Here is a 26,655-nt window from a genome sequence, read left to right as displayed (position 1 = left end):
AACCGCCTCGTCCGGCAGATGATGCCGGACGGGGCGGTTCCGTTCGCGTCAGCCGAGCAGCGCGAGGGCCTGGCTGAACGTGGCCGACGGGCGCATCACAGCCGCGGCCTTGGCCGGGTCGGGCTGGTAGTAGCCGCCGATGTCGGCCGGCTTGCCCTGCACCGCGATCAGTTCGCCGACGATGGTGCTCTCCTGCTCGGCCAGCGTCTTGGCGAGGGGCGCGAACGCCTCCGCGAGCCGGCCGTCGTCGGTCTGCTTCGCCAGCTCCTGCGCCCAGTAGAGCGCCAGGTAGAAGTGGCTGCCGCGGTTGTCGATGCCACCGAGCCGGCGGCTGGGCGACTTGTCCTCGTTGAGGAAGGTGGCGGTGGCGCGGTCGAGGGTGTCCGCGAGCACCTGGGCGCGCGCGTTGTCCGTCGTCTGCGCGAGGTGCTCGAAGCTGACCGCGAGCGCGAGGAACTCGCCCAGGCTGTCCCAGCGCAGGTAGTCCTCCTTGACGAGCTGCTGCACGTGCTTGGGCGCGGAGCCGCCGGCCCCGGTCTCGAACAGGCCGCCGCCGTTCATGAGCGGGACGACGGAGAGCATCTTCGCGCTCGTGCCGAGTTCGAGGATCGGGAACAGGTCGGTCAGGTAGTCACGCAGCACGTTGCCGGTGACCGAGATCGTGTCCTCGCCCCGGCGGATGCGCTCCAGGGAGAACGCGGTCGCCTCGACCGGCGACATGATCTCGATCCGCAGGCCCTCGGTGTCGTGCTCGGCGAGGTAGGTCCTGACCTTCGCGATGAGGTTCGCGTCGTGCGCGCGGTTCTCGTCGAGCCAGAACACCGCCGGGTTGCCGGTCGCGCGGGCGCGGGTCACGGCGAGCTTGACCCAGTCCTGGATCGGCCGGTCCTTGGCCTGGCACATGCGCCAGATGTCGCCCGCGCTCACCACGTGCTCCAGTACGACATCGCCGGAGCCGTCGAGAACACGCACCGTGCCGGTGGTGGGGATCTCGAAGGTCTTGTCGTGGCTGCCGTACTCCTCGGCCTTCTGCGCCATGAGGCCGACGTTCGACACGGAGCCCATCGTCGACGGGTCGTACGCGCCGTGCGCGCGGCAGTCGTCGATGACGACCTGGTAGATGCCCGCGTAGCTGCTGTCCGGGATGACCGCGAGGGTGTCGGCCTCCTGGCCGTCCGGTCCCCACATGTGACCGGAGGTGCGGATCATGGCCGGCATGGAGGCGTCGACGATGACATCGCTCGGTACGTGCAGGTTCGTGATGCCGCGGTCGGAGTCGACCATCGCGAGCGCGGGGCCCTCGGCGAGCTCGGCCTCGAAGGACGCCTTGATCGCCGCGCCGTCGGACAGGGAGTCCAGGCCGCCCAGAATGCCGCCGAGGCCGTCGTTGGGAGTCAGACCGGCCGTCGCCAGCGCCTCGCCGTACTCGGCGAACGTCTTCGGGAAGAAGGCCCGTACGACATGGCCGAAGATGATCGGGTCGGAGACCTTCATCATCGTGGCCTTCAGATGCACCGAGAACAGCACGTCCTCGGCCTTGGCACGGCCGATCTGGGCCTTGAGGAACTCACGCAGCGCCGCCACCCGCATCACGGACGCGTCCACGACCTCCCCGGCGAGCACGGGCACCGACTCACGCAGGACCGTCGTGCTGCCGTCGTCACCGGCCAGCTCGATACGGAGCGAGCCCGCCTCGGCGATGACCACGGACTTCTCGCTGGACCGGAAGTCGTCGGCGTCCATGTGCGCGACGTTCGTCTTCGAGTCGGCCGTCCACGCGCCCATGCGGTGCGGGTGCGCCTTGGCGTAGTTCTTCACCGACGCGGGGGCGCGGCGGTCGGAGTTGCCCTCGCGCAGGACCGGGTTGACGGCGCTGCCCTTGACCTTGTCGTAGCGCGCGCGGACGTCGCGGTCCTCGTCGGTCTTCGGGTCGTCCGGGTAGTCCGGCAGCGCGTAGCCCTGCTGCTGAAGCTCGGCGATCGCCGCCTTCAGCTGCGGGATCGAGGCCGAGATGTTCGGCAGCTTGATGATGTTCGCACCGGGCGTCCTGGCCAGCTCGCCCAGCTCGGCGAGCGCGTCGTCGATCCGCTGGCTCTCCTCCAGACGCTCGGGGAAGCCCGCGATGATCCGTCCCGCCAGAGAGATGTCACGGCTCTCCACGGTGACCCCCGCCGTCGAGGCATACGCCTCGACCACAGGCAAGAAGGAATACGTCGCCAAGGCCGGGGCCTCGTCGGTGTGTGTGTAGATGATGGTCGAGTCAGTCACCGGGTGCTCCGCTCCACGTCTGCAACATTGCTCGACATCAAGATATCTCGTGACCCGCTTCTGTCGAGACGCGGCCCCGCCACCGAAGCCGGGCGGTGCCGGACCCGAAGAACGCGCGGTGGGGCCCGGGAGAGCGCGCGGTGCGGCCCGGAAGAGCACGCGGTGCGGCTCAGAAGAACACGCCGCAGCGCAACAGCACGTTCGCGTACGGCCGCGCCTCCCCGGTGCGGACGATCAGGCGCGCGCCCGCCGACAGCTCCTTCAGTTCCTCGTGCGGGACGAAACCGAGACCGGGCAGCGCCGCCAGCAGCCGCGCGGCCTCCGGATTCGCCTCACGGACCTCGTGGGCCGCCGTCGCGCCCTCCACGACCAGCTCCGCCAGCAGTCCGTCCAGTACCTCGGCGAACCGCGGCACCCCGGCCCGGAACGCCAGATCCACCACGCGCGGACCCGCGGGCAGCGGCATCCCCACGTCGCAGACCAGAACACCGTCCCCATGGCCCAGCTCGGCCAGGGCGCCCGCGAGATGGCGATTCAGGATCCCGGACCTCTTCACCCGGCCACCCCTCGGCCCTGTTCGGATACCGTCTGTCCGGGTACGGTCACATGGCGTTCCGTCGCGGCCGTCTGTGGGAGAGACCCGGGGGCCGCCTCCGCGAGTGACGCCACCTCCGCCGCCGTCGGGAACGACACCTGCGCTCCCTCCTTGGTCACCGCCGCCGCACCCACCCGCGTCGCGTAGGCGGCGGCCACGGGCAGGCTCTCGCCGGCGCCGAGCCGCCAGGCCAGCGCCGCCGTGAACGCGTCACCGGCCCCCGTGGTGTCCACGGCGCGCACCGGTACGGACGGTACGAGCACCGTCGTACGGCCATCCGCCACCAGCGCGCCCCGCGCGCCCAGCGTGATCACCACCGAGCGGGGCCCCAGCGCGAGCAGCGCCCTCGCCCACTCCTCCGGGTCGTCGCCCACCGGCTCCTTCAGGCCGTCGGCCACCGACCCGCCGAGCACCACCCGCGCCTCGTGCTCGTTCACGATCAGCGGATCGCATGCCGCCAGGATCCCGGTCGGCAGCGGCACCGGGGGAGAGGGGTTCAGTACGAACCGGCTGCCCGGCGCCATACCCGCCACCACCTCCCCGACCGTCTCCAACGGGATCTCCAGCTGCGCCGAGACCACCCGAGAGGCCCGCAGCAGACCCGACGCGTCCCGGACGTCCGCCGGGGACAGCCGGGCGTTGGCGCCGGGCGACACCACGATGCTGTTGTCCCCGGACGGATCGACCGTGATCAGGGCGACGCCGGTGGGCGCACCGCCGGACAGCACCCCCGCCGTGTCGACCCCGGCCGATCGCTGCGAATCGAGCAGGAGGCGCCCGTGCGCGTCGTCACCGACCCGGGCCAGCAGCGCCGTACGGGCGCCGAGGCGGGCGGCGGCGACCGCCTGGTTCGCGCCCTTGCCGCCCGGATGGACGGACAGGTCCGAGCCGAGGACCGTCTCACCTGGGCCGGGGCGCCGCTCGACACCGATCACCAGGTCGGCGTTGGCCGACCCCACGACCAGCAGGTCGTAGTCGTACGTCACTGTCTCTTCGTCTCTTTCGCTGGAGGCCGTCGAGGGTTCGGCGGCCGTCGGGTGTGCGGAACCGCCGAGTATTCGGAGCCGTCGGGTGTTCAGGAGCCGTCAGGTGGTCAGGAGAAGTCGGCGACGTTCTTCGCCGTGACCACCTTGACCGGCACCTTCACCGTCGAGGCGACCTCGTCGCCCCGCGCGGCCTTGATGGCGTTGAGTACGGCGAGCCGGCCCAGTTCCGCCGGCTGCTGGGCCACCGAGGCGTAGAGCGTGCCCGCCTTCACCGCCTTCAGGCCGTCAGGTGTGCCGTCGAAGCCGACGACCGGGACCGACGTACCCGCCTTGGCGCCCAGCGCCTTGACCGCCCCGAGCGCCATCTCGTCGTTCTCCGCGAAGACCCCGTTCACCCCGCTGTGCGCCTGCAGCATATTGGTCATCACATCGAGCCCCTTCGTGCGGTCGAAGTCCGCCGGCTGCCGTGCGACGACCTTGATGCCGGGGTACGCCTTGATGCCCTCGGCGAAGCCCTGACCGCGCTCACGGCTGGCCGAGGTGCCCGCCGTGCCCTGGAGGATCACGATCCGCCCCTCGCCACCGAGCTTCTCCGCCAGCGTCTTCGCCGCCTGCCGGCCGCCCGCGACGTTGTCGGAGGCGACCAGCGTGGCGATGTCCGCCTTGTTGACACCGCGGTCGGCGGCGATCACCGGGATACCGGCCTTGTTGGCGGCGCGTACGGACGGCCCCGCCGCGTCCGAGTCGACCGGGTTGACGATCACCGACGACATCGCACCGCTGGTGAAGTTCTGTATCTGGTTGGCCTGTTGGGAGGCGTCGTTCTGCGCGTCGGTGACGGTGAGTTCGACGCCCTCGGTCTTCGCCTCGGCCTCGGCGCCCGCCTTCAGCTGCACGAAGAAGGGGTTGTTGAGGGTGGAGAGGGAGAGCCCCACCTTGGTCCCGGCACCGGAGGAGCCGTTGTTCCAGAAGGAGACACCACCGATGACAGCGGCCACCAGCACCGCGGCGACGGTGTACTTCACCGCTCGCGCGCCCTTGCGGCCGGAGCCGCCCGCGCCTCCGGGGCCGGACGCACCGGCGGGCGCGGCCGACGCCCCGGCGCGGGAGCGCGCCGTGTCGAGCAGCACCGCGAGCGCGATGACGACACCGATGACGACCTGCTGCCAGAACGCCGACACCGACAGCAGGTTGAGTCCGTTGCGCAGCACCGCCAGGATCAGCGCGCCGATGAGTGTGCCGGACGCCTTGCCGACACCGCCCGACAGGCTGGCGCCGCCGATGACGACCGCGGCGATGGCGTCGAGTTCGTACCCCTGCGCGGCCTGCGGCTGCGCCGACGAGAGCCGGGACGCCAGGACGATACCGGCGACGGCCGCGAACAGTCCCGACAGCGCGTAGACGGCGACCTTCTGCCGCTTCACACGCAGCCCGGACAGCCGCGCCGCCTCCTCGTTGCCGCCGATCGCGTACATCGAGCGGCCCAGATACGTACGGGCCAGGATCAGGGCCGTGATCAGCCCCATCGCCACCATCACCAGGACCGGCACCGGCAGCCAGCCGCCGAGCGTGTCCCCGATCCGCGACACGGATCCGGGGAAGGCGATCGGGCTGCCCTGCGAGATCACCAGGGACAGACCGCGGCCCACCGAGAGCATCGCCAGCGTCGCGATGAACGGCGGTAGTTTGCCGTACGAGACGAGCGCGCCGTTGACGAGCCCGCACGCGATGCCGGTGCCCACGGCGAGCACGACGGCCAGCCACACCGGCACCCCCTCCGACGTCGCCGACCAGGCCAGGACGGTCGCCGAGAGCGCCGCCACCGAGCCGACCGAGAGGTCGATGCCCGCGGTGACGATGACGAACGTGACACCGAACGCGAGGATCGCGGTCACGGCCGCCTGCACACCGACGTTGAGCAGGTTCTGGGTGGTCAGGAAGTCGCCCGACAGCAGCGACATCGCCACCACCAGAACGACCAGGGCGCTCAGCGCGCCATTGTCGAGCAGGAGCCTGCGGACCGCTCGGGCGCCACCGCCACCGCCGCCACCGCTTCCGCCGTCTGTCGTGTTCTTGAGCGTGTCAGTGGCCACGGGAGCCCTCCACCCCTTCTTCTTCGTCGTCGTCCGCGTCGGTCCCGGGTTCCGGTCCTGACGGGCGCGCGGCGCCGACGGCCAGCGCCATCACCGCGTCCTGGGTCGCTTCGTCCGCCGTGAGTTCCCCGGCGATCCGGCCCCCGGCCATCACCAGCACCCGGTCGCTCATGCCCAGGACCTCCGGCAGATCGCTGGAGACCATCAGCACGGCGTGACCGGCGGCGGTGAGTTCGTTGATGAGTTCGTAGATCTCGACCTTCGCGCCGACGTCGATACCGCGCGTCGGCTCGTCGAGGATCAGCACCTTGACCTCGGCCAGCAGCCATTTGCCGATGACGACCTTCTGCTGGTTGCCGCCGGACAGGGTGCGTACCCGCTGGCCGAGCCCCGCCATCCGGACGCCGAGCTGCCCGGCGATCCTGGCCGCCGCCGTGTGCTGTGACGCCCGGTCCACCAGCCCGGCGCGGGTCGCCGAACGCAGGGTGACCAGACCGAGGTTCTCCTCCACGGACGCGTCGAGCAGCAGGCCCTGGCCCTTGCGGTCCTCCGGCACCAGCCCGATCCCGGCGGCCATCGCCGCGCTCACGTCATGGCGCGGCAGCGCGGCGCCCGCCACGTGCACCGAGCCCGTGTCGTAGTGGTCGGCGCCGAAGACCGCGCGGACGACCTCCGTACGGCCCGCGCCCACCAGCCCCGCGACACCGACGACTTCGCCCGCGCGCACCTCGAAGCCCACATCGTGGAAGACACCCTCCCTGGTCAGCCCGGATACGGACAGCAGGGCGGTACCGGTCCGCGCGGCCCGGCGCGGATACTGCTGGTCGATGTCGCGGCCCACCATGAGGCGTACGAGCTCGTCCTCGGGGGTCGTCGCGGGCACCTGCCCGACGCTGCGGCCGTCGCGCAGGACGGTGACGCGGTCACCGAGCGCCGCGATCTCCTCCAGGTGGTGGGTGATGAAGACGATGCCGACGCCGTCCTCGCGCAGCGCGCGCACGATCCGGAAGAGCTTGTCGACCTCCTCGGAGGTCAGCACGGCGGTCGGCTCGTCCATGACCAGCACCCGGGCGTCCAGGCTGAGGGCCTTGGCGATCTCGACCATCTGGAGCCGGGCGATGCCCAGTTCACGGACCTTGGTGTGCGGCGGGGTGGTGACTCCGACGCGCTCCAGCAGCTCGGCCGCGTCCGCCTCCATCCGCTTGTGGTCGACCAGGCCGAAGCGGCGCGGCTGGCGGCCCAGGAAGATGTTCTCGGCCACCGTCAGTTCGGGGACGAGGTTGAACTCCTGGTAGATCGTGGCGATTCCCAGCCGCTCGGCGTCCTGCGCGCCCTGGATACGGACTTCCCGCCCGCCGACGAGTACGCGGCCGGCGTCCGGACGGTAGGCACCGGAGAGCATCTTGATCAGGGTGCTCTTGCCGGCGCCGTTCTCGCCGAGCAGGACGTGCACTTCGCCGCGGCGCAGATCGAAGTCGACGCTGTCGAGCGCGACCACGCCGGGAAAGGTCTTGCGTATCCCTTCGACACGCAGCAACTCGTCCGGGTGACTCACGGGTCGCTCCTTCGCGTTCGTGCTGACGGGCCGGGTGGTGACGGTCTGTGTGGTGCCGGGCCGTGTGGTGCCGGGCCGTGTGCTGACGGCGCGCGCTCCGAGGGGTCCGGACGCCGGGGGGCCGGCGGGAACTCCGCGCCGCAGGAGCGGCGTACGACCAGCCGGGCGGGGAGTGTGACGGACGGCGCGGCCCGGCCGGCGATGCGTTCGGCCAGCGCCCGTACGGCGGCCCGGCCCAGTTCGTCCGTCGGCTGCGCGATGGCCGTGATCGGCGGATCCGTGTGCACGAACCACGGGATGTCGTCGAAGGCCGCGAGCGCGATGTCCTCCGGGACGCTCAGACCCCGGGCGCGGATCGCGTCGAGCGCGCCGAGTGCCATCAGATTGTCCGCCGCGAACACGGCGTCGGGAGGCTCGGGCAGATCGAGGAACCGCTCCGCGGCCCGGCGCCCGCTCTCGGCCTGGAAGTCGCCCTGGCCGATGTACGCGTCGGGCAGCGCGACCCCGTGCTCGCCCAGCGCCGTACGGAAGGCGTCGACGCGTTCACTGCCGGTGGTGGTGGTCGCGGGGCCCGCGATGATCGCGAGCCTGCGGTGGCCGATCCGCAGCAGATGGGCGACCAGCTCGCGTACGGCGGCGCGGCCGTCGGACCGTACGACGGGGACCTCGACGCCCGGGATCCACCGGTCCACGAAGACGATCGGGGTCGCGGCACGCACCGCGTCGAGTATCAGCGGCGAACCGCGGTCGGTGGGCGACACCAGCAGCCCGTCGATCCGGCGGTCGAGCAGCGTACGGACGTGGTGGTCCTGCAACTCGGGCCGTTCGTCGGCGTTTCCGATGATGACGCTGTACCCGAGCGTCCGCGCCTCCTCCTCGACCGCGCGGGCCAGCGAGGTGAAGTACGGATTGAGCACATCGCTGATGACCAGGCCGAGGGTGCGGGTCTGGTCGGTGCGCAGGGACCGGGCCACGGCGTTGGGCCGGTAGCCCAGCGCGGCGACGGCGGCGAGCACCCGGGCGCGGGACGCGGGGCTGACCGACGGATGGTCGTTGAGTACCCGCGACACCGTGGCGACGGACACGCCTGCCTCGGCCGCGACATCCTTGATGCCCGCCATCGTCGGTCCACCTCCTCGTGGAATCGATTACACGGAGGATTGGAATCGATTACACGGGCAGGAGGCAAGACCCTGGGGGTACCCCGAGACCGGATCGTAATGATGACCCCGGGCAGGACCGCCTTCTTGTCGACGGGGCGCTCGGTGACCGGGGCCGCCGCACGAGGGCCTCGCGGTTCCGGCGAGCCACGGCGCGGCGGACCGCTCAGGTGATCAGGTTCGACGCGTCGCGCCACATTCTGGTGAGTACGTCACCAGCGGGCTCATCGGTGGCGAGCGCGGCGCTCTGCCCCGCCCAGTGATTGGCGGGGTCGACCTCGTTGGTGCCTCGCCGCCACTGGGCGGTGAGTTCCAGTTGCTCGGGAAACGGCGCCGGACTCGGCGCTCCGGGCCGGCTCCAGGCTTTCAGGTAGGGGGTGGGCGCGGCTCGCCGGTGACACGGCAGAGGCGTGTGACGCGGGGAAAGGTTGAGTGGAGAATGGTGTGTGGCTGATAGTGCCGGTAATTGGGCTCTTTCGCGCTGTCACGGGTGCTCGCACTACGTCCTTGGGTAGGTTAGCTGTACCCGCAATTCGCTTGCGGACCCCCCTGTTCCGGCGTTGCTCGGTATCGGTACCTTTGCCGCGTGTGAAGCGCCGGCGGGCAGGTGCGGGGTGCGGGTTCATTTCGCCGTGACAGCGCGATATAGGGGAGAGTTTCGATGATGCACGTGGATTCGAGCCAATCAGTCGAACGCGTGTCCGAAGTTGTCGCCCTCGAAAATGTCACGAAGATTTATGAGACGAGACCCCGGACCATTTATGCGTTGCGGAATGTCAGCCTGGTCGTGAGAGAGGGGGTGTTTCTCGCGGTAATGGGCGAGGACAGCCCCGGTAAGACCACGCTGTTGAAGTGCCTTTCCGGCGAGATCCAGCCATCCTCCGGAGTGGTGCGGCGCGCGCCCGGGAGCGGGGACGGGCGCGGGCCGCTGGCGTCCTGGGTGTCCGGGCCGGGCGGGCCGGGCGGGGCGGGCGGGGCGGGCTCCGTCGCGGCGGCGGTCGCGCTCGGGCCGCGTCTGCTGCTCGCCGACGAGGCGTCGGAGGAGTCCGGCGCGGCGCTGCGCCGGGCGGTGGAGGGGCATGGCGTCGCGGCGGTGATGTCGGCCTCGTCGCCGACGGTGGCCGCGTGCGCCGACGCCGTGGTGTTCCTGCGGGACGGGCGCGTCGTCGACATGGTCGCCGGGGCCGGTCCCGAGGTGATCAGCGACTGTCTGGAGCGCTCCGGCCGGAGCCGTCAGAACCGGGGCCGGGACGCCGATCACCGGGGCCGGGACGCTGAGGATCCGCGCCGGAACTGTACGGATCCGAGCCTGAGCTGAGCACCCGTCCGACGATCTCCAGCAGCGGGCCCGGGTCGTGCAGGAAGAAGTGATCGCCCGCCAGCTCGTGCGTCGCGAACGGCCCGCTGGTGTGCCGCGCCCACGCCTTGACCTGCCCCGGACCGGCTTCCGGATCGTCCGTGCCCGCGAAGGCGGTCAGCGGCACCGGAAGCACCGAGGCGGGGTCCGGCAGCCCGGTCTCCGCCAGGGTGAAGTCCGCCCGCAGCGTGGGCAGCATCAGCCCGATCAGCTCGGGGTCGTTCAGGAACTCCGCCGGAGCCCCGTTCATCTCCCGTATCTCGGCGAGCAGTTCGGCGTCGGGCAGGGTGTGCCGCTGGACGGGGCCCGGGGACGGTACGCAACCCGAGACGAAGACATGTCCGGGGCGTGCCGTTCCCGGGCCCCGCGCGCACAGATGCTCGGCGAGCGCGAACGCGATCTCCCCGCCCATGCTGTGGCCGAAGAACGCGAACGGCTTGTCGAACCAGCTCGCCATCCGGTCGGCCAGCCGCGGCACCAGATCCGTCACCCGGGTGTGCGGCGGCTCGCTGAACCGCTCCTCACGGCCGGGGAGCAGCACAGGGCACACCTCCACGTTCTCGTCCAAGTGGCCTGCCCAGGAACGGAAGATGCTGGATCCGCCGCCGGCGTACGGGAAGCAGAACAGCCGTAGGTCCGCCGCGGGCCGGGGCGGCCTGGACACCACCCAGCGTGGCGCGCGCCGAGGTGCGGAAGGTCGGTTCTGAGACACGGTGAGTCACCTTCGCCGGGGTCGGGATGGGGGCGGTGCCGGGACATGGCGGCATGGTCCCATCGTGGGACGGCGTCCGGGAGCCCTTTAAGCCTGGGCGTAACTGCCCTGCTGGGGACGGGTGTCAGGGCGTTCACGCGGCGTGCTGAACCCGTGATGGTGGTGCAGGTGCCACCCCGGTCCGGGTACGCGGTGTACTGACCTGAACCCCGGCGCCCGACACGATGGAGTCAGACGGCGCGGCTCGACCGCGATACGACGGGCACGAGTGGGAGCACTTCCATGGCGGACACAGCCCAGAGGACGACCACCGGCGGTACGCGCGCCGGTCGTGACCCCGGCCCGGCGCGGCCGGGGCGCGGCCCGCGGCGCACCACGGCCAGGGCGGTGCTCGCCGCTCTCATCGTCGTACCGGCGATGCTCGGTATGGCCGCGTGCGAGGGGCCGGAGAACGCCAAGAGCCGCGGCGACGCGTGCGAGAAGATTCTCGCCAAGTCCACGAACTTCTCCGATTCGAAGGACCCGGAGGCGGCGGAGAAGGAACTCAAGGATCTCGCCGACGAGATCGCCCAGTTGGCGGAGGACACCGACGACGAGAAGCTCCGTGAGGCCGCGAAGGAATTACGCAGTGTCTCGCCCGGCGGCCGCGATCCCGACTCGGTCGGCGAAATCATCTCGGAGACCACCAAGCGGATCAAGATTATCCGTAACACCTGCATCTCGTTCGGCTGACATACAGCGGCTGAGAAACGGCGGCCGCGATCCGGCGGCCTGATACGAAGCGGCCGGATACGCAACGGCCCGAGACGCAACGGCGCCTGAGATACCGCGGTCCGAGATACGGCCGCGCCCATAAGCCGGGATTCCCACGGCTGTTCATTCCCCCGTCGTGGCAGTGCGGAATCCCCGCCCCGGGCGTTCGGAGTCTCCCCCGTCTCCGGATGCCCGGGGCTTTTCCGCTGCCCGGGGCGCGATCCTCCGACCCTCACACCCGGGGTGGGTCGTGTGAACGTTACGCGGAGTTCTCCGGTGCGTGATTGCCCAGATATGCCAGCACGGCCAGTACCCGGCGGTGCACGTTCCCGCCCTCGGGCGGCAGCCCGAGCTTGTCGAAGACTCCCCGGATGTGTTTGCTGACGGCCCGTTCGGTGATGACCAGCCGCTCCGCGATGGCCCCGTTGGCGAGCCCCTGCGCCATCATCTCCAGCACCTCGTGCTCACGCGGCGTCAGCGCCTGCAGCGGTCGCGCGGCGGCCTTCTGGCTGAGGATCTCGGTGACGACCTCGGGGTCGAGCGCCGTCCCGCCGGTGGTGATGCGCTCCAGCGCCTCCAGGAACTGCTCCACCCGCCCGACCCGGTCCTTGAGCAGATAGCCGATGCCGCGGGCACCCTGGGCCAACAACTCGGCCGCGTACGTCTGTTCGACATACTGGGACAGCACCAGGATCGGCAGGTCGGGCAGTTCGCTACGGGCCTGTACCGCCGCGCGCAGTCCCTCGTCACGGAAGGTCGGCGGCAGCCGTACGTCCAGCACCGCCGCGTCCGGACGGTGCTCGCGCAGCGCGGGCATCACCTCGGGCCCGGCGGCGCACGTCGCCACCACCTCATGGCCATTGCTGGTCAGCAGCAGGACCATTCCCTCACGTAAGAGGGCGTTGTCCTCCGCGATCACGATCCGCAAGGCAGCTCCACTTTCAGCTTGGTCGGCCCACCGAGTGGGCTGGAAAGGCTCGCCGTGCCGTCAAGCGCGGCGACGCGCCGGCGGATGCCGATCAGACCACTGCCCTCGTGCTCGTCGGCGCCACCGCGGCCGTTGTCGGCCACGATGACCCTCAGTATGCCGTTGCCCCGGGTGAAACGCACCGACGCCTGGGTGGCCCCCGAATGCTTTCGGATATTGGTCAGCCCCTCGGCCACCACGAAGTACGCCGCGGCCTCGACCGCGGCCGGCAGCCGGAAGGAGTTCTCCACCGAGCCGAGACCCATCTCCACCGGGATCTCCGAGGACGCCGCCAGCGCGCGGACCGCACCGGCCAGACCGCGGTCGGTCAGCACCGGCGGGTGCACCGTACGCACCACATGCCGCAGATCCGCCAGCGTGCTCTCCACGCCCGACTGCGCCTCGTCCAGCCGGGCCAGCGCGGCGTCCGGATTCGTCCGCACCAGCTGTTTGGCCAGCCCGATCCGCATCGAGAGCGCCACCAGCTGCGCCTGTACGCCGTCGTGCAAGTCCCTCTCGATACGGCGCAGTTCGGCGCTGTGCGCCTCCACCGCGCCCGCCCGGCTCTCCGACAGCTCCGCGATCCGGTCCACCAGCCGGGCGGACGGCTTCGGCCGCAGCAGCGCCGCGCTCCACGCGGCCTGAGTGTCCGCGAGCGTGCCGAGCCGGTGCAGCACCAGCGGGGTACGGGGCTTGGCGGGCGTCCCGTACGCGTCCTCGCGGCGCCGTGCGACCGCGCCGCCCACCCCCATGTGGAGCCCGTCCACCACCAGACCGACCACCCACACCAGGATGGCCACCGCGCAGAACAGCAGGGTGATGACGATCTGTAACGGCAGCCAGCGCGCGTCGCGCCAGGTGCCGGGGTCCGTCAGCGACAGCCGCAGCCGGTCCGCCGGCACACCGTCGAGCGGCAGATACTGCTCGGCGACCGGCGCACGGAGCCGGGTCCCGGCCCGCACCCGCTCGTATCCGGCCAGTCTGCGGAGTAATCGCACGAGATCGGGCCAGGCGGGCGCGCCGATGATGAGCGCCATGAAGACCAGCCCCAGTGGTACGGCCGCGGCCATCAGAAAGCACATCGACGCCACCGGAAGGGCGAGCACCAGATAGTACGTGTCGTGCCAGGAACGCTGGAGCTGAGTGGAGAAATCACGCACGGCGGGCTCCCTGGGGGCAGGACGGTCGTCCGGGACAGGACGGGCGTCCGGTGGACGACGGACCCTTCCGATCACGGTAATGCGAACCGGCTGTTCGCGAGGTACGTCCGTCACCCCAGCCGGGGTGACGCAGGCTGAACCCCAGGACGGGTGTGCGCTCCATCGTGCCGGGGCCGACCGCTCCGTACCGTTCTCACCAGGAGGAACACGCCAGCCGGCGGGGCAGTTGGCCGGCCGGCACGGACACGGCCGCACCTGGGCCGTACTGCCTGGAAGGCGCACACACATGGTCAGGCTTCGCACGGGGAAACGTGCCACGGCGAGAAGCGGCACCCGAGGGGCCTCGGTCAGCGCCGCCCCCGGCCCCGCGCCGGCGCTGACACTGGAGTCGGTCACGCGCCGCTACCGGCGCAACGGCACCCCCGTGAACGCCCTGGACGGTGTCACCGCGACCGTCGAACGCGGCACGTTCCTCGCGGTCATGGGCCGCTCCGGATCCGGCAAGACGACCTTCCTCCAGTGTGCCGCGGGCCTCGACCAGCCCACGTCCGGCACGGTGCGGCTCGGCGACATCGACCTCTCGCGGCTCAGCGAGGCCGCGCTCACCCGGCTGCGCCGGGAGCGGATCGGCTTCGTGTTCCAGGCGCTCAATCTGGTGCCCTCGCTCAGCGTCCGGGAGAACACCGCGCTGCCCCTGCTGCTGGCCGGCGAGCGGCCCGACAGCCCCGCCGTACGTGAACGCGCCCTCCAGGTACTGGAGTCCGTCGGGCTCGCCGACCGGGCCGAGGACTCGCCACTGCGGCTCTCCGGCGGCCAGCAGCAGCGCGTCGCCATCGCCCGCGCGCTGGTCACCGACCCCGCCGTGATCTTCGCGGACGAGCCCACCGGCGCGCTCGACCCGGTCACCGCGCGGGATGTGCTCGTACTCCTGCGCGACGCGGTGGAACGGCAGGGGCACACCGTCGTCATGGTCACCCATGACGCGCTCGCCGCGTCCTGGACGGACGAGGCCCTCTTCATCGAGGCGGGGCGGATCGTCGGCCGGCTGCCCAACCCCGGGGCCGACGCCGTGACACGGATGCTGTCAGAGCTCAGGGAGGCGTGAGGAGCATGCCGCTCGGATCCAGTACGCTCCCCGGCGCCGACCCGGCCCGGCCGCCCGGCCCGCACGAGCTGGCCCGTAACCACGACAGCCCGGCCCGCACCCGCCATATCGCGCGCTTCCTCGCCGGCCGCTCGATGCGGATCCACACCAGGGCGTGGACAGCGGTGTTCGCGGCCCTCCTGCTCACCTCGCTCGTGCTCAGCAGCTTCGGTCTCGCCGTACTGTCCGCCGCCCTCGGCCACGCGAGCGTGGAGCGCTACGCCGCCGCGGCCGCGGTCGTCGCCGGTGACCAGGAGACACGCTTCACCGCAAAGCCCTGGGGGTCCAAGCGGCAGACGCAGACGGCGGCGCTCACCGAACGGGTGCGGGTGCCGCGCTCGGTGCTGCCCCGGATCGAGGCCGTCCCCGGCGTACGGGCCGCCATCGCCGACGACACCTTTCCCGTCGCGCTGACCGACGCGGACGGCTCGCTCGTGGCCGGACCCGACAGCGACTCCGGCGCCTCCCCGGTCTACGGACACACCTGGCGCGCCGCCGCGCTCGCGCCGTTCACCCTCCGCGACGGCCGGGCCCCGACGAATCCCGACCAGGTCGTGCTGGACGGTGATCTCGCCGAACGGGCCGGTGCCCGGGTCGGCGACGCGGTACGGCTCCAGTCCACGGGCGCGCCCGAGATGTACCGGGTCTCCGGCATCGCGGCGCCCGAGGGACGGGCGGACGACAGCGGACTCGGCAACCAGGGCGCCGTCTTCTTCAGCGACGAGCGGGCCCGCCTCCTCGCCGGCCACCCGGAGACCACCGACGCCATCGGCGTGCTCGCCGAACCCGGCGTCAGCGCGGACACCCTCCACCCACGGCTGCGGGAAGCGCTGGACGGTGCGCGGCCGGCCCGTAGCGCCGCCGCCGACGCACGCTACAAGGACGACAACACCTCACTGCGCGTCCTGACCGGAAACGGCCGCGGGGAAACGGAGTTCGTGACCTCCGCCCCCAGCCGGATGAGTCTGCTGGCACTGCTCGGCTCGGTCTGCGCGCTCGTCGTACTGATCGCCCTGCTCGTGGTCTCCAGCACCGTCGCCCAGGCGATCCACCAGCGCGCCCGCGAGATGGCGCTGCTGCGCGCGGTGGGCGCGACCCCCCGGCAGCTGCGTGCCATGGTCAGCCGCGAGGTCAACGTGGTGGCCGCGACCGCCGCCCTGGCCGGCGCGCTCGGCGCGGTGCCGGTGTTTCTGGCGCTGATCAAGATGCTGCGGACGCGTGGCGCGGTCCCGATCGGCCTCGAACTCCCCGCCCCCTTCTGGATGTACGCGGCACCGCTGGTCACCGGCGCTCTGACGGTACTGGTCGCCAGGATCGCCGCCGCGATCGCCTGCGGCCGTATCGCCAAGGTGCGCCCCGCGCAGGCGATGGGCGAGGCCCAGAGCGAGGCCGAACAGTTCGGCCGGGGCCGGGCCGTCACCGGCGTCGTGATGCTCGTCCTGGGATGCGGCGCGGCCGGCACCGCGGTCCTCCAGTTCGGGGAACTGGCCGCGATGGCCGCCAGCACCGCGGCGGTGTGCCTGGTCATCGCGTGTGCGCTGCTCGGGCCCTGGATCGCGTGGGGTGCCATGCGGGTGCTCGGTGTGCCCGCGGAGCGGCTGGGCGGTGCGGGCGGTTATCTCGCCGCCGCCGCCTCCCGGGCCAACTCCCGCAGGCTGGGCGCCGCGATCACACCGATCGTGCTCGTGGTGGCCTTCGCCGGGGTCCAGCTCTCGGCCGGGGCGACCCTCGACACACAGGGCGGCCGGCAGGCGGGCCAGGCCATGCGGGCCGAACTGGCCGTCACCACGGAAGGGCCGGGGATCCCGGACGTGACGGTGCGCCGGGTCAAGGAGGTGCCCGGAGTGGCGGCCGCCTCCGGGGTGCTGCACAGTACGGTCGTCCTGGCCCGCAAGGAAGCCGGGGAGCCGAGGCTGGACCGGCTGCCGGTGATCGCCGTCGACCCGTCGGCGCTGCCCGCCACCCTCGACCCCAAGGTCACCGCGGGCGATCTCGGCGACCTGCGCGCGGGCACCGTCGCGGTGGGGGAGGAGCGGGCGCGGTCGCTGGACCTGGATGTCGGCTCCGAGGTCACGGTGCGCTACGGCGACGGCGCGAACGTGGCGCTGAGGGTGGCCGCGGTGTACGAACGGTCCCTGGCGCTCGGCGACTTCCTGTTCGCCCCCGCCGAACTGGCACCGCACCTGGCCGCGCCCCTCCACACGCGGGTCCTGCTGAGCGTGGTGCCCGGAGCCGCCCTCCAGGACGTGAAAGCGGCGGTCCAGCGGGCGCTGGCGGGCGCCGCGCCCGGGGCGACGGTCACGGAGCGGCCGAAGGGCGAGCATCTGCGGACCGAGGACCGCGGCGTCGGCCAGGTCATCTCCCTGGTCGCGGTGAGTGTGATCGGCGGCTTCACGGTCATCGCCGTGCTCAGCACGCTCGTGCTCATCATGGTCGGCCGCCGGCAGGAGGTGATCCTGCTGCGGCTGGTGGGCGCGGGCCGGCGGCAGATCCGCTGGATGCTCCGGATCGAGGCGATGACCGTGATGCTGGTGGGGCTGGTGGTGGGCACGGTGACCGCGCTCGTCCCGCTCCTGGCCTTCAGTCTCGCGACGACCGGATCCTGGCCCTATATGCCTCCGGAGCAGGCAGGAGTGGTTGTGCTGGTTGTGGTCGTCACCGCCGGGGCCGGGTACACGCTGCCGCTGAGATCCGTGCTGCGCAAACGGCCGCCGAGCGTGGTCGGCCACGGCTGACAGATCGCGACGGGGGTGGGAGCCAGGAGACCGCCGCCGTCCTCGAAAGTCTTCGTGATCAGGCCTCTGGGCTCGGTGTTTACAACAGCACTTAAATCCTTGTTCGAGCCTTCACCTCTGCTGAAGAATCCCTTTCGTGCGGTCGACTGCGCGCAACTGAAGCGGTCGGCCGCCGAGCCGCGCGGTACACGCCGGACTTCGCGCACAGTGAAGAAGGAGCTTGTTCGCAGTGTTGGGGACCATCGCGGAAGAGAAGGTCAGTGGCGCTCCCTTCAGCCATCCCCTCGACCGCCTCGGCTGTCCGGGCGGCCTGGGCGAGGAGCACGGAGTGGTCGGCGGACAGCTGGCGGTGTACTACCAAGGGACCCTGCGCACCTGGGAGTTCGGCGAAGAGGAATACGGCGGCGGACGCCCCGTGCACCGTGACTCCGCCTTCCCCTACGGCTCCGTCACCAAGGCGCTGACCGCGGCCTCCGTACTCCAGCTGGTCTCCGACGGCGACCTCGGCCTGGATCTGCCGGTGCGCACCTGGCTCGGGGAACGGGCCAGCGCCGACGGCCACCCGGGACTCGACGCCACGCTCCGCCAACTCCTCAGCCACACGGCCGGGTTGCCGTCCGACCACGACGACGGGGACGCCACCTCGCTGCGCCGCTGGCTCACCGGCTTCCTGGCCACCGGCCCGGCGGACGCGCCCGCGCTCTGGCCTGCCCCCGGCGCGTTCTCCTACTCCAACGTCGGCTACGGCATCGCGGGCCGTGTCGTCGAAGCCGCCACCGGACTGACCTGGTGGCAGGCCGTACGCGACTACCTGCTGACACCGCTGGGCGCCGGGATCGGCCTGCTGCCCGGCACCCCGCGCGACGGCGAGCCGGTCCGCGCGGTGGCAGGACACACCACGCGCACCACCCCCGGCGGCGACCGCGTGGTGCACTCCGTACGCTGCTCGGCCGGCGCGGGCTTCACCCCCGCTGGCGGGCTCGCCGGCAGCGCCGCCGACCTCGTACGCTTCGCCCAACTGCACCTGGACGACCCCGGTGACCTGGACAGGGACGCCGTGGCCGACTCCGACACACTGCGCGAGATGGCCCGGCCCGTCGCCGGTGCGGAGCCCTTCGGGCTGGCCGACGGCTGGGGCCTGGGCCTCGGCCACTTCGGCCCGCCGGAGGACCGCTGGCTCGGCCACGACGGAACGCTGGACGGCACCACCTGTCATCTGCGCATCCAGCCCAGCCAGGGGACCGTGGTCGCGCTGACGACCAACTCGGCCTCCGGGCAAGGGCTGTGGGAGGCGGTGCTCCGCGAACTGCGGTCCGTGGGCATCTCCGTCGGCGTCTACAGCGTGGTCCCGCCGTCCCCCGGATCCACGGCGGGATTCGCGGACTGCGCCGGCACCTACCGCAACGGCGACCTCGCCGTCACGGTCAGCCTCGACGACCGCAACATACTGCTGGAACTCCCCAACGGCGCCCGGGACTCCGCCGCCTCCCACAGCGGTCTCGTCTTCTCCAGCCGGCCGGGGGACGCGGGCGTGTTCCTCGGCCGATTCCTCAAAGACGCGGCCACCGGGGACGTACGTGTCCTCCAGTACAGCGGCCGTACGCTGCTGCGCCAGCCGGTCACGGCACAACCACACTGACCACCGCCGTGCCCGGCCGCGCTGAGCGGGCGGCCACGGCGGGGATCAACCAGCCAGAGAACAAGCGGTGCCGCAGGGCAGACGCGCGCGGGACAGAGCGCGCCTGGCGGTCACGCACGCGCTCCATTGTCACTCACAGTGATCAAATGGGTGCGTTCGGTACCCGATTCCCTCGGACCGGCGTCCCGCACACGGCACAGGCCACCCTCCCTCTCGGCGTTCCATGAGGTCTCGACATGAACTCAGGCAACAGCTCCTCAACGCACGGCCGTCGGACAGCCGGTGATTCCACCCTGCACGGGCTGTTCGAGAGCCAGGCGGCGCGCCGACCCGAACACACCGCCGTCGAGTGGGGCGCCGTCCGGCTCAGCTACGCCGAGGTCGAACGGCGCGCCAACCGGCTCGCACACCGGCTCGCCGCCAGGGGCGTGCGATCCGAGACCCGGGTCGGTGTCTGCCTGCGGCGTGGCCCCGAACTGATCGTCTCGCTGCTCGCCGTCCTCAAGGCGGGCGGGGCCTACGTACCACTCGACCCCAACTACCCCGCCGAGCGGCTGTCGTTCATGGTCGAGGACGCCGGAATCGAGCTGGTGATCAGCGACGACGGGCCGGGGGCGCGGCCCGACAACGCTCCCGACACCCTGTCGCTGGAGAGCCTGGCGGGGGTGGATCCGGAAGGCCCCGGCACCGCGCCGGACTTCACCACACACCCGGACACCACCACACACCCGGGCGCCGCGCACAGGGCCACCACGCACACGGCCACCACGCACACGGCCACCGCGCGCAGGGCCGCCACGCACCTCGACAACACCGCGTACATTCTGTTCACCTCGGGTTCCAGCGGTACCCCCAAGGGCGTGGCCGTCACCCATCGCGGACTCGGGAATCTCGCCCTCGCCCATGTGGCGGCGCTGGCCATCGACGAGGACAGCCGGGTCCTCCAGTTCGCCTCGCCCAACTTCGACGTCTCCATCGCGGACCTGGTGCAGACCTGGTACGCGGGCGCCACACTGATCCTGCCCGAGAGCCCCACCCAGGCCGTCGGTGAAGCGCTCGGAGCCCTGCTCGCCGACGGGGCCGTCACCCACACCATGATGCCGCCGTCCGTGCTGGCCACGGTGACACCGCCGATCGAGCTGCCGCACCTGCGCGCGCTGGCGACGGGCGGCGAGAACTGCCCGCCGGAACTGGTCGCCCGCTGGGCCGCCGGCCGACGGATGATCAATATGTACGGACCCACCGAGGCGACCGTCACCGTCACCCTCAACGGGCCGCTGCCCGCCGATCTCACCGTCTCGCCCGGGATCGGCCGGGCCATCGACGGCGCCCGGGTCATGGTCCTGGACGAGAAGCTGCGACCGGTGCCCGTAGGCGGCACCGGCGAACTGTGCATCGCGGGCGACGGCCTGGCCCGGGGGTACGTCAACCGCCCGGGGCTCACCGCCGAACGGTTCGTCGCCGACCCGTACGGCCCCCCGGGATCCCGGATGTACCGCACCGGCGACCTGGTCAGACTGCTGCCGGGAGGCGAGCACGAGTTCATCGGCCGCGCCGACGGCCAGGTCAAGATCCGTGGCCTGCGCGTGGAGTTGGGCGAGATCGAGGCCGTACTCACCGGCCACGACGCCGTCCTGCAGTCGGTGGTCACGCTGGTGGAGAACGCCGGTACGGACCAACTCGTCGCCCACTACGTGCCGGTGGGCCCCGACGGGCGCCCCGGAGCCGCCGAACTGCGCAGGCACGCCTCGGGCCGGTTGCCGGCCCATATGGTGCCGACTTCCTACATCGCCATGGAACGGCTGCCACTGACACCCAATGGCAAGGTCGACCGCAGGGCGCTGCCCGCTCCCACGGACCTCGTCGGTGACATGGACCGGTCCGAGTCCGTCCCGTACGCGGCACCGCGCACCGCACTGGAATCGGAGCTCGCCGGGATCTGGGAGGACGTGCTCGGCCGGCCGCGGATCGGTGTGACGGAGGACTTCTTCGCACTCGGCGGCGACTCCATCTCCGGTCTGCGGATGGCCTTCCAGGTCGAGCGACGACTCGGCCTCACCCCCGCGTCCACCGCGGTCTTCGACCACCCGACCGTCGCCGCCTACGCCACGTACGCCGCCGGGCTGAGCGAGAGCGGCAGTGGCGGCGGCAGTGGCAGTGGCAGCGGCCGGGAGGCGGGGACTATGGCTCCGCTCGCCCCCGTCGACCGGAGCGGGGCGCTGGCGGCCTCGTCCGCGCAGCAGCGGCTGTGGTTCCTGGACGCGTACGAGCCGGGTGGCGCGGCGTACAACTGCGCCACCGGACTGCGGCTCGCCGGGGACCTGCGCACCGACGCGCTCGCCGACGCGCTGACCGCGCTCGTCGCCCGGCACGAGCCGTTGCGCACCACATACGCCGAGGCCGACGGACAGGTGCTCCAGATCATCGGAGAGCCGGCGCCGGTGCCACTGCCGGTGATCGATCTGTCAGATACGGATCTCTCCGGTGGGGGCCCCTCTGGTGGGGATCCCTCTGCTGGGGATCATGAGGGGCGGCTCGACGAGGTACTGCGCGCCGAGGTGTCCGCGCCCTTCGACCTCGGCTCCGGCCCCGTACTGCGCGCGCTGCTGGTGCGCACGGCGCCCGACGATCACCTGCTCGTGCTCACCGCGCACCATATCGCCGCCGACGCCTGGTCGATGGAGGTCGTCGCACGGGAGCTGGGCGCGTTGTACACGGCCGCACTCGCGGTGCGGTCCGGTGGTGCGGGTGCGGGTGCGGGTGCGGGTGGCGGTGCGGATGCCGAGGCTGTACTCGCGGCTGCCGGGCTGCCCGAACTCGTCGTCCAGTACGCCGACTTCGCCGCTTGGCAGCGCCACCGGCTGGCGGACCCGGCGGTGGATGAGCAGCTCGCCCACTGGAAGCGGGAGCTGGCCGGTGTCACACCGCTGGAGCTGCCCACCGACCGACCGCGCCCCGCCGTCCGCACCTCGGCCGGGGCACGACGGCTGTTCGATGTGCCGGCCGAGACCGTCCGGGCACTCACCGCCGTCGGCCGGGCGCGGGGCACCACCCTCTTCGCGCCACTGGCCGCCGCCACACAACTGCTGCTCGCCCGTTGGTCGGGCCAGCGCGACATCGTGCTCGGCACAGCGGGATCGGGCCGGGACCGCGCCGAACTCGCCGATCTCGTGGGATTCTTCGTCGACACACTGGTGCTGCGCGCGGATGTGGACGAGTCGCTGACCTTCGCCCAGTTCACCGACCGTGCCCGGGAGAGCGTGCGGCAGGCGCTGGACCACGCGCTGGTGCCGTTCGACCGCGTCGTGGACGCCGTACTCCCCGAACGAGACCCGAGCAGGCCGCCGCTCATCCAGGTCATGCTTGTCCTGCAGAACGCCCCGGCCGGAGTTCCCGAACTGCCGGGCATCGAGGCGTCGAACACCGACCTGCCGCGAGAGGCGGCGCTGTTCGATGTGACGCTGGAGTTCTGGCACAACGCGGACGGCGGACTCACGGGATCTGTCGAGTACAGCACCGATCTCTTCGATTCCACCACCATGGAGCGGCTCACCCACACCTTCGTCACGCTGCTGGGCGAGCTGACCGCCGCCCCGGACCGCCGCATGGCCGAGGCAGGCACGCTGGACCCCGAGGAAACCAGAAAACTACTGGAGGAGTGGGGCACGGGTGAGGAGCTGGCGGAGCGGCTGACGCTGGCGGGGATCTTCCGTGCTCAGCTGGACCGGACTCCTGATCTGCCCGCCGTGATCTGCGGTGGGGAGACGCTGACGTATGCGGAGCTTCATGGGCGGGCGGCGCGGCTGGCGCACTTTCTGATCGGTGAGGGGGTGCGGCCCGGGCAGCGGGTCGCGGTGGCGATGGAGCGCGGCATGGAGTGGCTCGTCGCGCTGCTGGGCGTGGTGCACGCGGGCGGTGTGTATGTGCCCCTGGATCCGAAGTTCCCCGCGGACCGGTTCGCGCACATGCTGGCCGACTCCGGTTCCGTTCTGGTGCTCACCGAGTCGACCGCGAGCGCGGAGCTGTCCGCCGGCGATCACGTCAGGGTTGTTCATGTCGACGCTTTGGGTGGGGTGTTGGCGGGGTTTTCGTCGGTTCTTCCTGAGGTGTCGGTGGATCTGCGGCAGCCGGCGTATGTGATTTATACGTCGGGTTCGACGGGTGTGCCGAAGGGTGTGGAGGTTCCGGGTGGTGGGTTGAGTGCGTTTGTGGCGGGGTTGGGTGTGGGGTTTGGGGTGCGGCCGGGTGATCGGGTGTTGCTGACGGCGTCGCCGAGTTTTGATGCGTCGATTCTTGAGGTGTTGTCGGGGTTGGGTCTGGGTGGTGCGCTGGTCATCTCGCCTGCTGGTGTGGTGTCGGCGGAGGATTTGGTGGGGTTGCTGGTGCGTCATCGGGTGAATCACGCGTTTCTCGTTCCCGCTCTTCTGTCGGCGCTTCCTGTGGTGGAGTTGCCGGATTTGCGGTCGTTGATGGTGGGTGCGGAGGCGGTGAGTGCTGATCTGGTGGCGCGTTGGGCGCCGGGTCGGCGGATGGTGAATGCGTATGGTCCGTCTGAGGCGAGTGTTGCGGTGACGTTTAGTGATGCTTTGTCGGCGGAGGTGTGGGGTGTTCCGCCGATTGGGCGGCCGGTGGGGAATGCTCGGGTGTATGTGCTGGATGGGTGGTTGCGTCCGGTTCCGGTGGGTGTGGCGGGGGAGTTGTTTGTTGGTGGTGGGGGTGTGGCGCAGGGGTATGTGGGGTTGCGGGGTTTGACGGCGGAGCGGTTTGTGGCGGATCCGTTTGGTGGGGTGGGTGCGCGGATGTATCGGACCGGGGATGTGGTGCGGTGGTGTGCGGAGGGTGTGCTGGAGTTTGTGGGCCGGTCCGATGATCAGGTGAAGGTGCGGGGTTTCCGTATCGAGCTGGGTGAGGTGGAGTCCGCACTCGCCGGCCATCCGGACATCGCACAAGCGGTCGTGCTGGCCGTGCGGGGCCGGGGGAGTGCGAAGCGGCTGGTCGGGTACGTCGTTCCCGTATCCGGGGCGGCGCCGACGGCGGCTGGTCTGCGGGAGTTCCTGGCGGGTGTGCTGCCGGAGTACATGGTGCCGTCCGCGTTTATGACGTTGGACGCGTTGCCGTTGATGCCGAATGGCAAGGTCGACCGCAAGGCACTGCCGAGTCCTGAGCCGGGCGGTGTCGAGGGGGCCGGGTATGTGGCTCCGCGTTCCGCGACGGAGGAGATTCTCTGCGGGATCTGGGCGCGGGTGCTCGGCCTTGAACGGGTTGGTGTGGACGACAACTTCTTCGATCTGGGCGGCGACTCGATCCTCAGCATCCAGGTCGTCTCCCAGGCCCGCGCCGCGGGCATCGCACTCGCCGTGCAGGACCTGTTCGTACGGCAGACCATCGCGGCCCTGGCTGCCGCACTGACCAGCGCCGATGCGGACGATTCCGCCGGCCGGGACCGACCGCCCGTGGAGGGCCCTGTGGTACTCACCCCCATTCAGCGCTGGTTCTTCCGCACCCATCGCAAGGACCCGCGACTGCTCAGCACCGCCGTACGGCTCGGTCTGCGTCCCGGCACCGACCCGGTGGCGCTTGCGGGTGCGGTGACCGCGCTGGTGGCCCATCACGACGCCCTGCGACTGCGCTACGAACGGACCGGCGCGGGCTGGCGGCAGCGCAATCTCGCCGAGGACCGGTCCGTCACCCTCGACCGCCACGATCTCTCGGCGCTCCCAGCACCGGCCGCACGCGCCGCCATGGACGAAACCGTCGAGGCCCTGCGGACCGGCTTCGATCTGGCGGAAGGACCGCTGATCCGCTTCGCGCTCTTCGAACGCGGAGAGGAGGGCGGTGAGCTGGCGGTGGTCGCACACCATCTGGTCGCGGACGAGGCGTCGTGGCGGGTGTTGCTGGAGGATCTGGCTCTGGCGTACGGGCAGTTGGTGTCCGGGGCGGTGGTGGATCTGGGTCCGCGTTCCGCGTCGTTCCAGGAGTGGGCTTCGCGGTTGCGGTCGCATGTGGAGGCGGGCGGCTTCGACGCGGAGCTGGAGTACTGGAGCGGGGTCGGCCAGGACGTACCGACCGAACTGCCTGGGCAGGGCACTCCCGCGCCCTACGCCTCGCACCAGCCCCTGGTCACATCGGTGGAATTGTCGGCCGAGTCGACGCGGAAGCTCTGCCACCACGCCACATCGGTCTACCGGACCGGTCCTGACGAGGTGCTGCTCGCGGTGCTCGCCCGCGTCCTGGGCCGGTGGACCTGCCAGGACCGGGTTGTTGTGGACGTCGAACGGACCGGCCGGGAGGACGTGTTCCGGGGCGTCGATGTGTCCCGGACGGTGGGCTGGTTCAGTACGGTCTTCCCGCTGGAGCTGGCTTCCGGAGCCTCCGGCGCGGGCGATAACGCGGGTGATAAGGCAGGCGATGGCGGGGGTGAGGGTGCGGACCCGGCCGACTGGGACGCCTTGGTCAAGTCCGCGAAAGAGCGGCTGCGTGGCGTACCCGGCCATGGTCATGGGTACGGCGCCCTGCGCTACCTCGGGGATCCCGACTCGGCGGCGGGTGACCTGGGCAGGACGGTCCGTCCACAGGTCGGCTACAGCTGCCTCGGCGAGGCCGGAGCCGGAGCCGGAGCCGGGAGCGGGACAGGGGCCGGGACCGGTGTCTCTCCGGCCGAGAATCCGCTCTACCACGTGACAGAGCCGGGGCCCGACGGGCGGCAGCACGGCCCGCTCGGCCCCCGGGCCCACACGCTGGACGTGGCGGCACGTGTGGTCGACGGGCGGCTTGTCGTCCACCTGGTCAGGTCGGCCGGTGTGTTCTCCGAGGCGGTCGTGGAGGGGCTGGCGTCGGCGTTCGTCGGGGAGTTGGAGGGTTTCCTCGCGCACTGTGAGCTGCCGGGTGTGGGTGGTGTCACGCCGTCGGACTTTCCGTTGTCGCCGTTGGATCAGGCGGGCCTGGACGCGGCGGTCGGTGACGGGCGTGGTGTCGAGGACGTATTGCCGTTGATGCCGTTGCAGTCCGGGATGCTCTTCCACGCCCTCGCCGAGGACGGTTCCAGCGCGTACTTCGAGCAGCTGATGTTCGCCGTCGGCGGTGTGTCCGACGTCGACCGGTTCGCCGCGTCCTGGCAGCGCATGGTCGACGAGATCCAGGCGCTGCGGATCGGAGTCGTGTGGGAAGGCGTGACTCAGCCGGTCCAGGTGGTGCGCGAGTCGGTCACGCTGCCCGTCGAGATCCTGGACTGGCGGGCCGCCTCGGCCCCCGAGCACGCCGCACTCTGGACGGACCGTGTCGCCGCCGACCGGCAGCGCGGTCTGGACCTGGGCTCCGTCCCACTCGCCCGGCTGACCCTGGCCCGGCTCACGGACGACCGTGTCCGCGTGCTGTTCACCTTCCACCACATCCTGCTGGACGGCTGGAGTCTGGCTCGGGTGGTGTCACTCGTGCTGGACGACTATGCGGCGCGGCGTGATGGGTTGGTGTTGCCGGTGGTGGTGGGTGGTCGTGGGCTGGGTGTTCAGGCGGGGTGGATGGCGGGGCGTGA

At 71.2% G+C, this 26,655-nt stretch carries 15 protein-coding genes; 6 read left to right on the top strand and 9 right to left on the bottom strand.

The features are described 5' to 3' along the window. Nucleotides 1-48 precede the first annotated feature (48 nt). From ACZ7LS_RS28455 to ACZ7LS_RS28430, 6 genes are all read right to left on the bottom strand, one after another. The gene (locus tag ACZ7LS_RS28455) at nt 49-2,268 is read right to left on the bottom strand and encodes an NADP-dependent isocitrate dehydrogenase (protein WP_385136911.1); all 2,220 of its coding nucleotides are present in this window, start codon (nt 2,266-2,268) and stop codon (nt 49-51) included. 169 nt (nt 2,269-2,437) lie between these two features. Then, nucleotides 2,438-2,824 (bottom strand): D-ribose pyranase, encoded by a 387-nt coding sequence (gene rbsD / locus ACZ7LS_RS28450; RefSeq protein ID WP_382530655.1) that lies wholly within the window; start codon nt 2,822-2,824, stop codon nt 2,438-2,440. Further along, the gene (locus ACZ7LS_RS28445) at nt 2,821-3,849 is read right to left on the bottom strand and encodes a ribokinase (RefSeq protein WP_385136914.1); all 1,029 of its coding nucleotides are present in this window, start codon (nt 3,847-3,849) and stop codon (nt 2,821-2,823) included. The genes rbsD and ACZ7LS_RS28445 overlap by 4 nt, the downstream gene beginning before the upstream one ends. A gap of 107 nt (nt 3,850-3,956) precedes the next feature. Next, nucleotides 3,957-5,942, bottom strand: coding sequence for an ABC transporter permease/substrate-binding protein (locus ACZ7LS_RS28440; protein WP_382530658.1), 1,986 nt, complete (start codon nt 5,940-5,942; stop codon nt 3,957-3,959). Continuing rightward, nucleotides 5,932-7,497, bottom strand: coding sequence for a sugar ABC transporter ATP-binding protein (locus ACZ7LS_RS28435; protein ID WP_382530660.1), 1,566 nt, complete (start codon nt 7,495-7,497; stop codon nt 5,932-5,934). The genes ACZ7LS_RS28440 and ACZ7LS_RS28435 overlap by 11 nt, the downstream gene beginning before the upstream one ends. Beyond that, entirely contained in the window at nt 7,494-8,618 is a 1,125-nt protein-coding gene (locus tag ACZ7LS_RS28430) for a LacI family DNA-binding transcriptional regulator (RefSeq protein ID WP_385136916.1), read from the bottom strand. The genes ACZ7LS_RS28435 and ACZ7LS_RS28430 overlap by 4 nt, the downstream gene beginning before the upstream one ends. Nucleotides 8,619-9,423: 805 nt before the next feature. Here ACZ7LS_RS28430 and ACZ7LS_RS28425 point away from each other — a divergent pair. Continuing rightward, complete coding sequence (locus ACZ7LS_RS28425) at nt 9,424-9,975, top strand: ATP-binding cassette domain-containing protein (RefSeq protein ID WP_385136919.1); 552 nt, start codon at nt 9,424-9,426, stop codon at nt 9,973-9,975. Here the strand turns inward: ACZ7LS_RS28425 and ACZ7LS_RS28420 are convergent. Then, a complete protein-coding gene (locus ACZ7LS_RS28420; RefSeq protein WP_382530665.1) occupies nt 9,857-10,726 on the bottom strand; it encodes a thioesterase II family protein in 870 nt (289 codons plus the stop codon). The genes ACZ7LS_RS28425 and ACZ7LS_RS28420 overlap by 119 nt on opposite strands. A 282-nt stretch (nt 10,727-11,008) precedes the next feature. Here ACZ7LS_RS28420 and ACZ7LS_RS28415 point away from each other — a divergent pair, with 282 nt between their 5' ends. Then, complete coding sequence (locus tag ACZ7LS_RS28415) at nt 11,009-11,458, top strand: SPX domain-containing protein (RefSeq protein ID WP_382530667.1); 450 nt, start codon at nt 11,009-11,011, stop codon at nt 11,456-11,458. 280 nt (nt 11,459-11,738) lie between these two features. Here ACZ7LS_RS28415 and ACZ7LS_RS28410 read toward each other — a convergent pair whose 3' ends face one another. Together ACZ7LS_RS28410 and ACZ7LS_RS28405 are read right to left on the bottom strand one after the other, a co-directional pair. Then, nucleotides 11,739-12,407, bottom strand: coding sequence for a response regulator transcription factor (locus ACZ7LS_RS28410; protein WP_129769315.1), 669 nt, complete (start codon nt 12,405-12,407; stop codon nt 11,739-11,741). Further along, nucleotides 12,395-13,606, bottom strand: a complete 1,212-nt coding sequence (locus ACZ7LS_RS28405; RefSeq protein ID WP_382676037.1) for a sensor histidine kinase — start codon at nt 13,604-13,606, stop codon at nt 12,395-12,397. Before ACZ7LS_RS28405 ends, ACZ7LS_RS28410 begins: the two co-directional genes overlap by 13 nt. A 286-nt stretch (nt 13,607-13,892) precedes the next feature. On the opposite strand from ACZ7LS_RS28405, the gene ACZ7LS_RS28400 reads away from it, so the two are divergent. From ACZ7LS_RS28400 to ACZ7LS_RS28385, 4 genes are all read left to right on the top strand, one after another. Next, nucleotides 13,893-14,711, top strand: a complete 819-nt coding sequence (locus tag ACZ7LS_RS28400; protein ID WP_382530671.1) for an ABC transporter ATP-binding protein — start codon at nt 13,893-13,895, stop codon at nt 14,709-14,711. A gap of 5 nt (nt 14,712-14,716) precedes the next feature. After that, complete coding sequence (locus ACZ7LS_RS28395) at nt 14,717-17,485, top strand: FtsX-like permease family protein (protein WP_385136921.1); 2,769 nt, start codon at nt 14,717-14,719, stop codon at nt 17,483-17,485. Nucleotides 17,486-17,714: 229 nt separating this feature from the next. Next, on the top strand, nt 17,715-19,124 hold the full coding sequence (locus ACZ7LS_RS28390) for a serine hydrolase domain-containing protein (RefSeq protein ID WP_385136923.1): 1,410 nt from the start codon (nt 17,715-17,717) through the stop codon (nt 19,122-19,124). A 236-nt stretch (nt 19,125-19,360) separates the two neighbouring features. Next, nucleotides 19,361-26,655: amino acid adenylation domain-containing protein (locus ACZ7LS_RS28385; protein WP_385136924.1), on the top strand; the 7,295-nt coding region annotated here is incomplete at its 3' end.

The organism is Streptomyces sp. NPDC039430 (genome assembly GCF_055639435.1).
The sequence above is the reverse complement of the archived record's forward strand: the minus strand, read 5'-3'. Positions and strand labels throughout refer to the sequence as shown.

What these genes read in the sequence shown, in the direction of transcription:
- ACZ7LS_RS28430 (WP_385136916.1), bottom strand. Translation starts at nt 8,618, where the DNA reads ATGGCGGGCATCAAGGATGTCGCGGCCGAGGCAGGCGTGTCCGTCGCC.
- ACZ7LS_RS28415 (WP_382530667.1), top strand. Translation starts at nt 11,009, where the DNA reads ATGGCGGACACAGCCCAGAGGACGACCACCGGCGGTACGCGCGCCGGT.
- ACZ7LS_RS28400 (WP_382530671.1), top strand. Translation starts at nt 13,893, where the DNA reads ATGGTCAGGCTTCGCACGGGGAAACGTGCCACGGCGAGAAGCGGCACC.
- ACZ7LS_RS28395 (WP_385136921.1), top strand. Translation starts at nt 14,717, where the DNA reads ATGCCGCTCGGATCCAGTACGCTCCCCGGCGCCGACCCGGCCCGGCCG.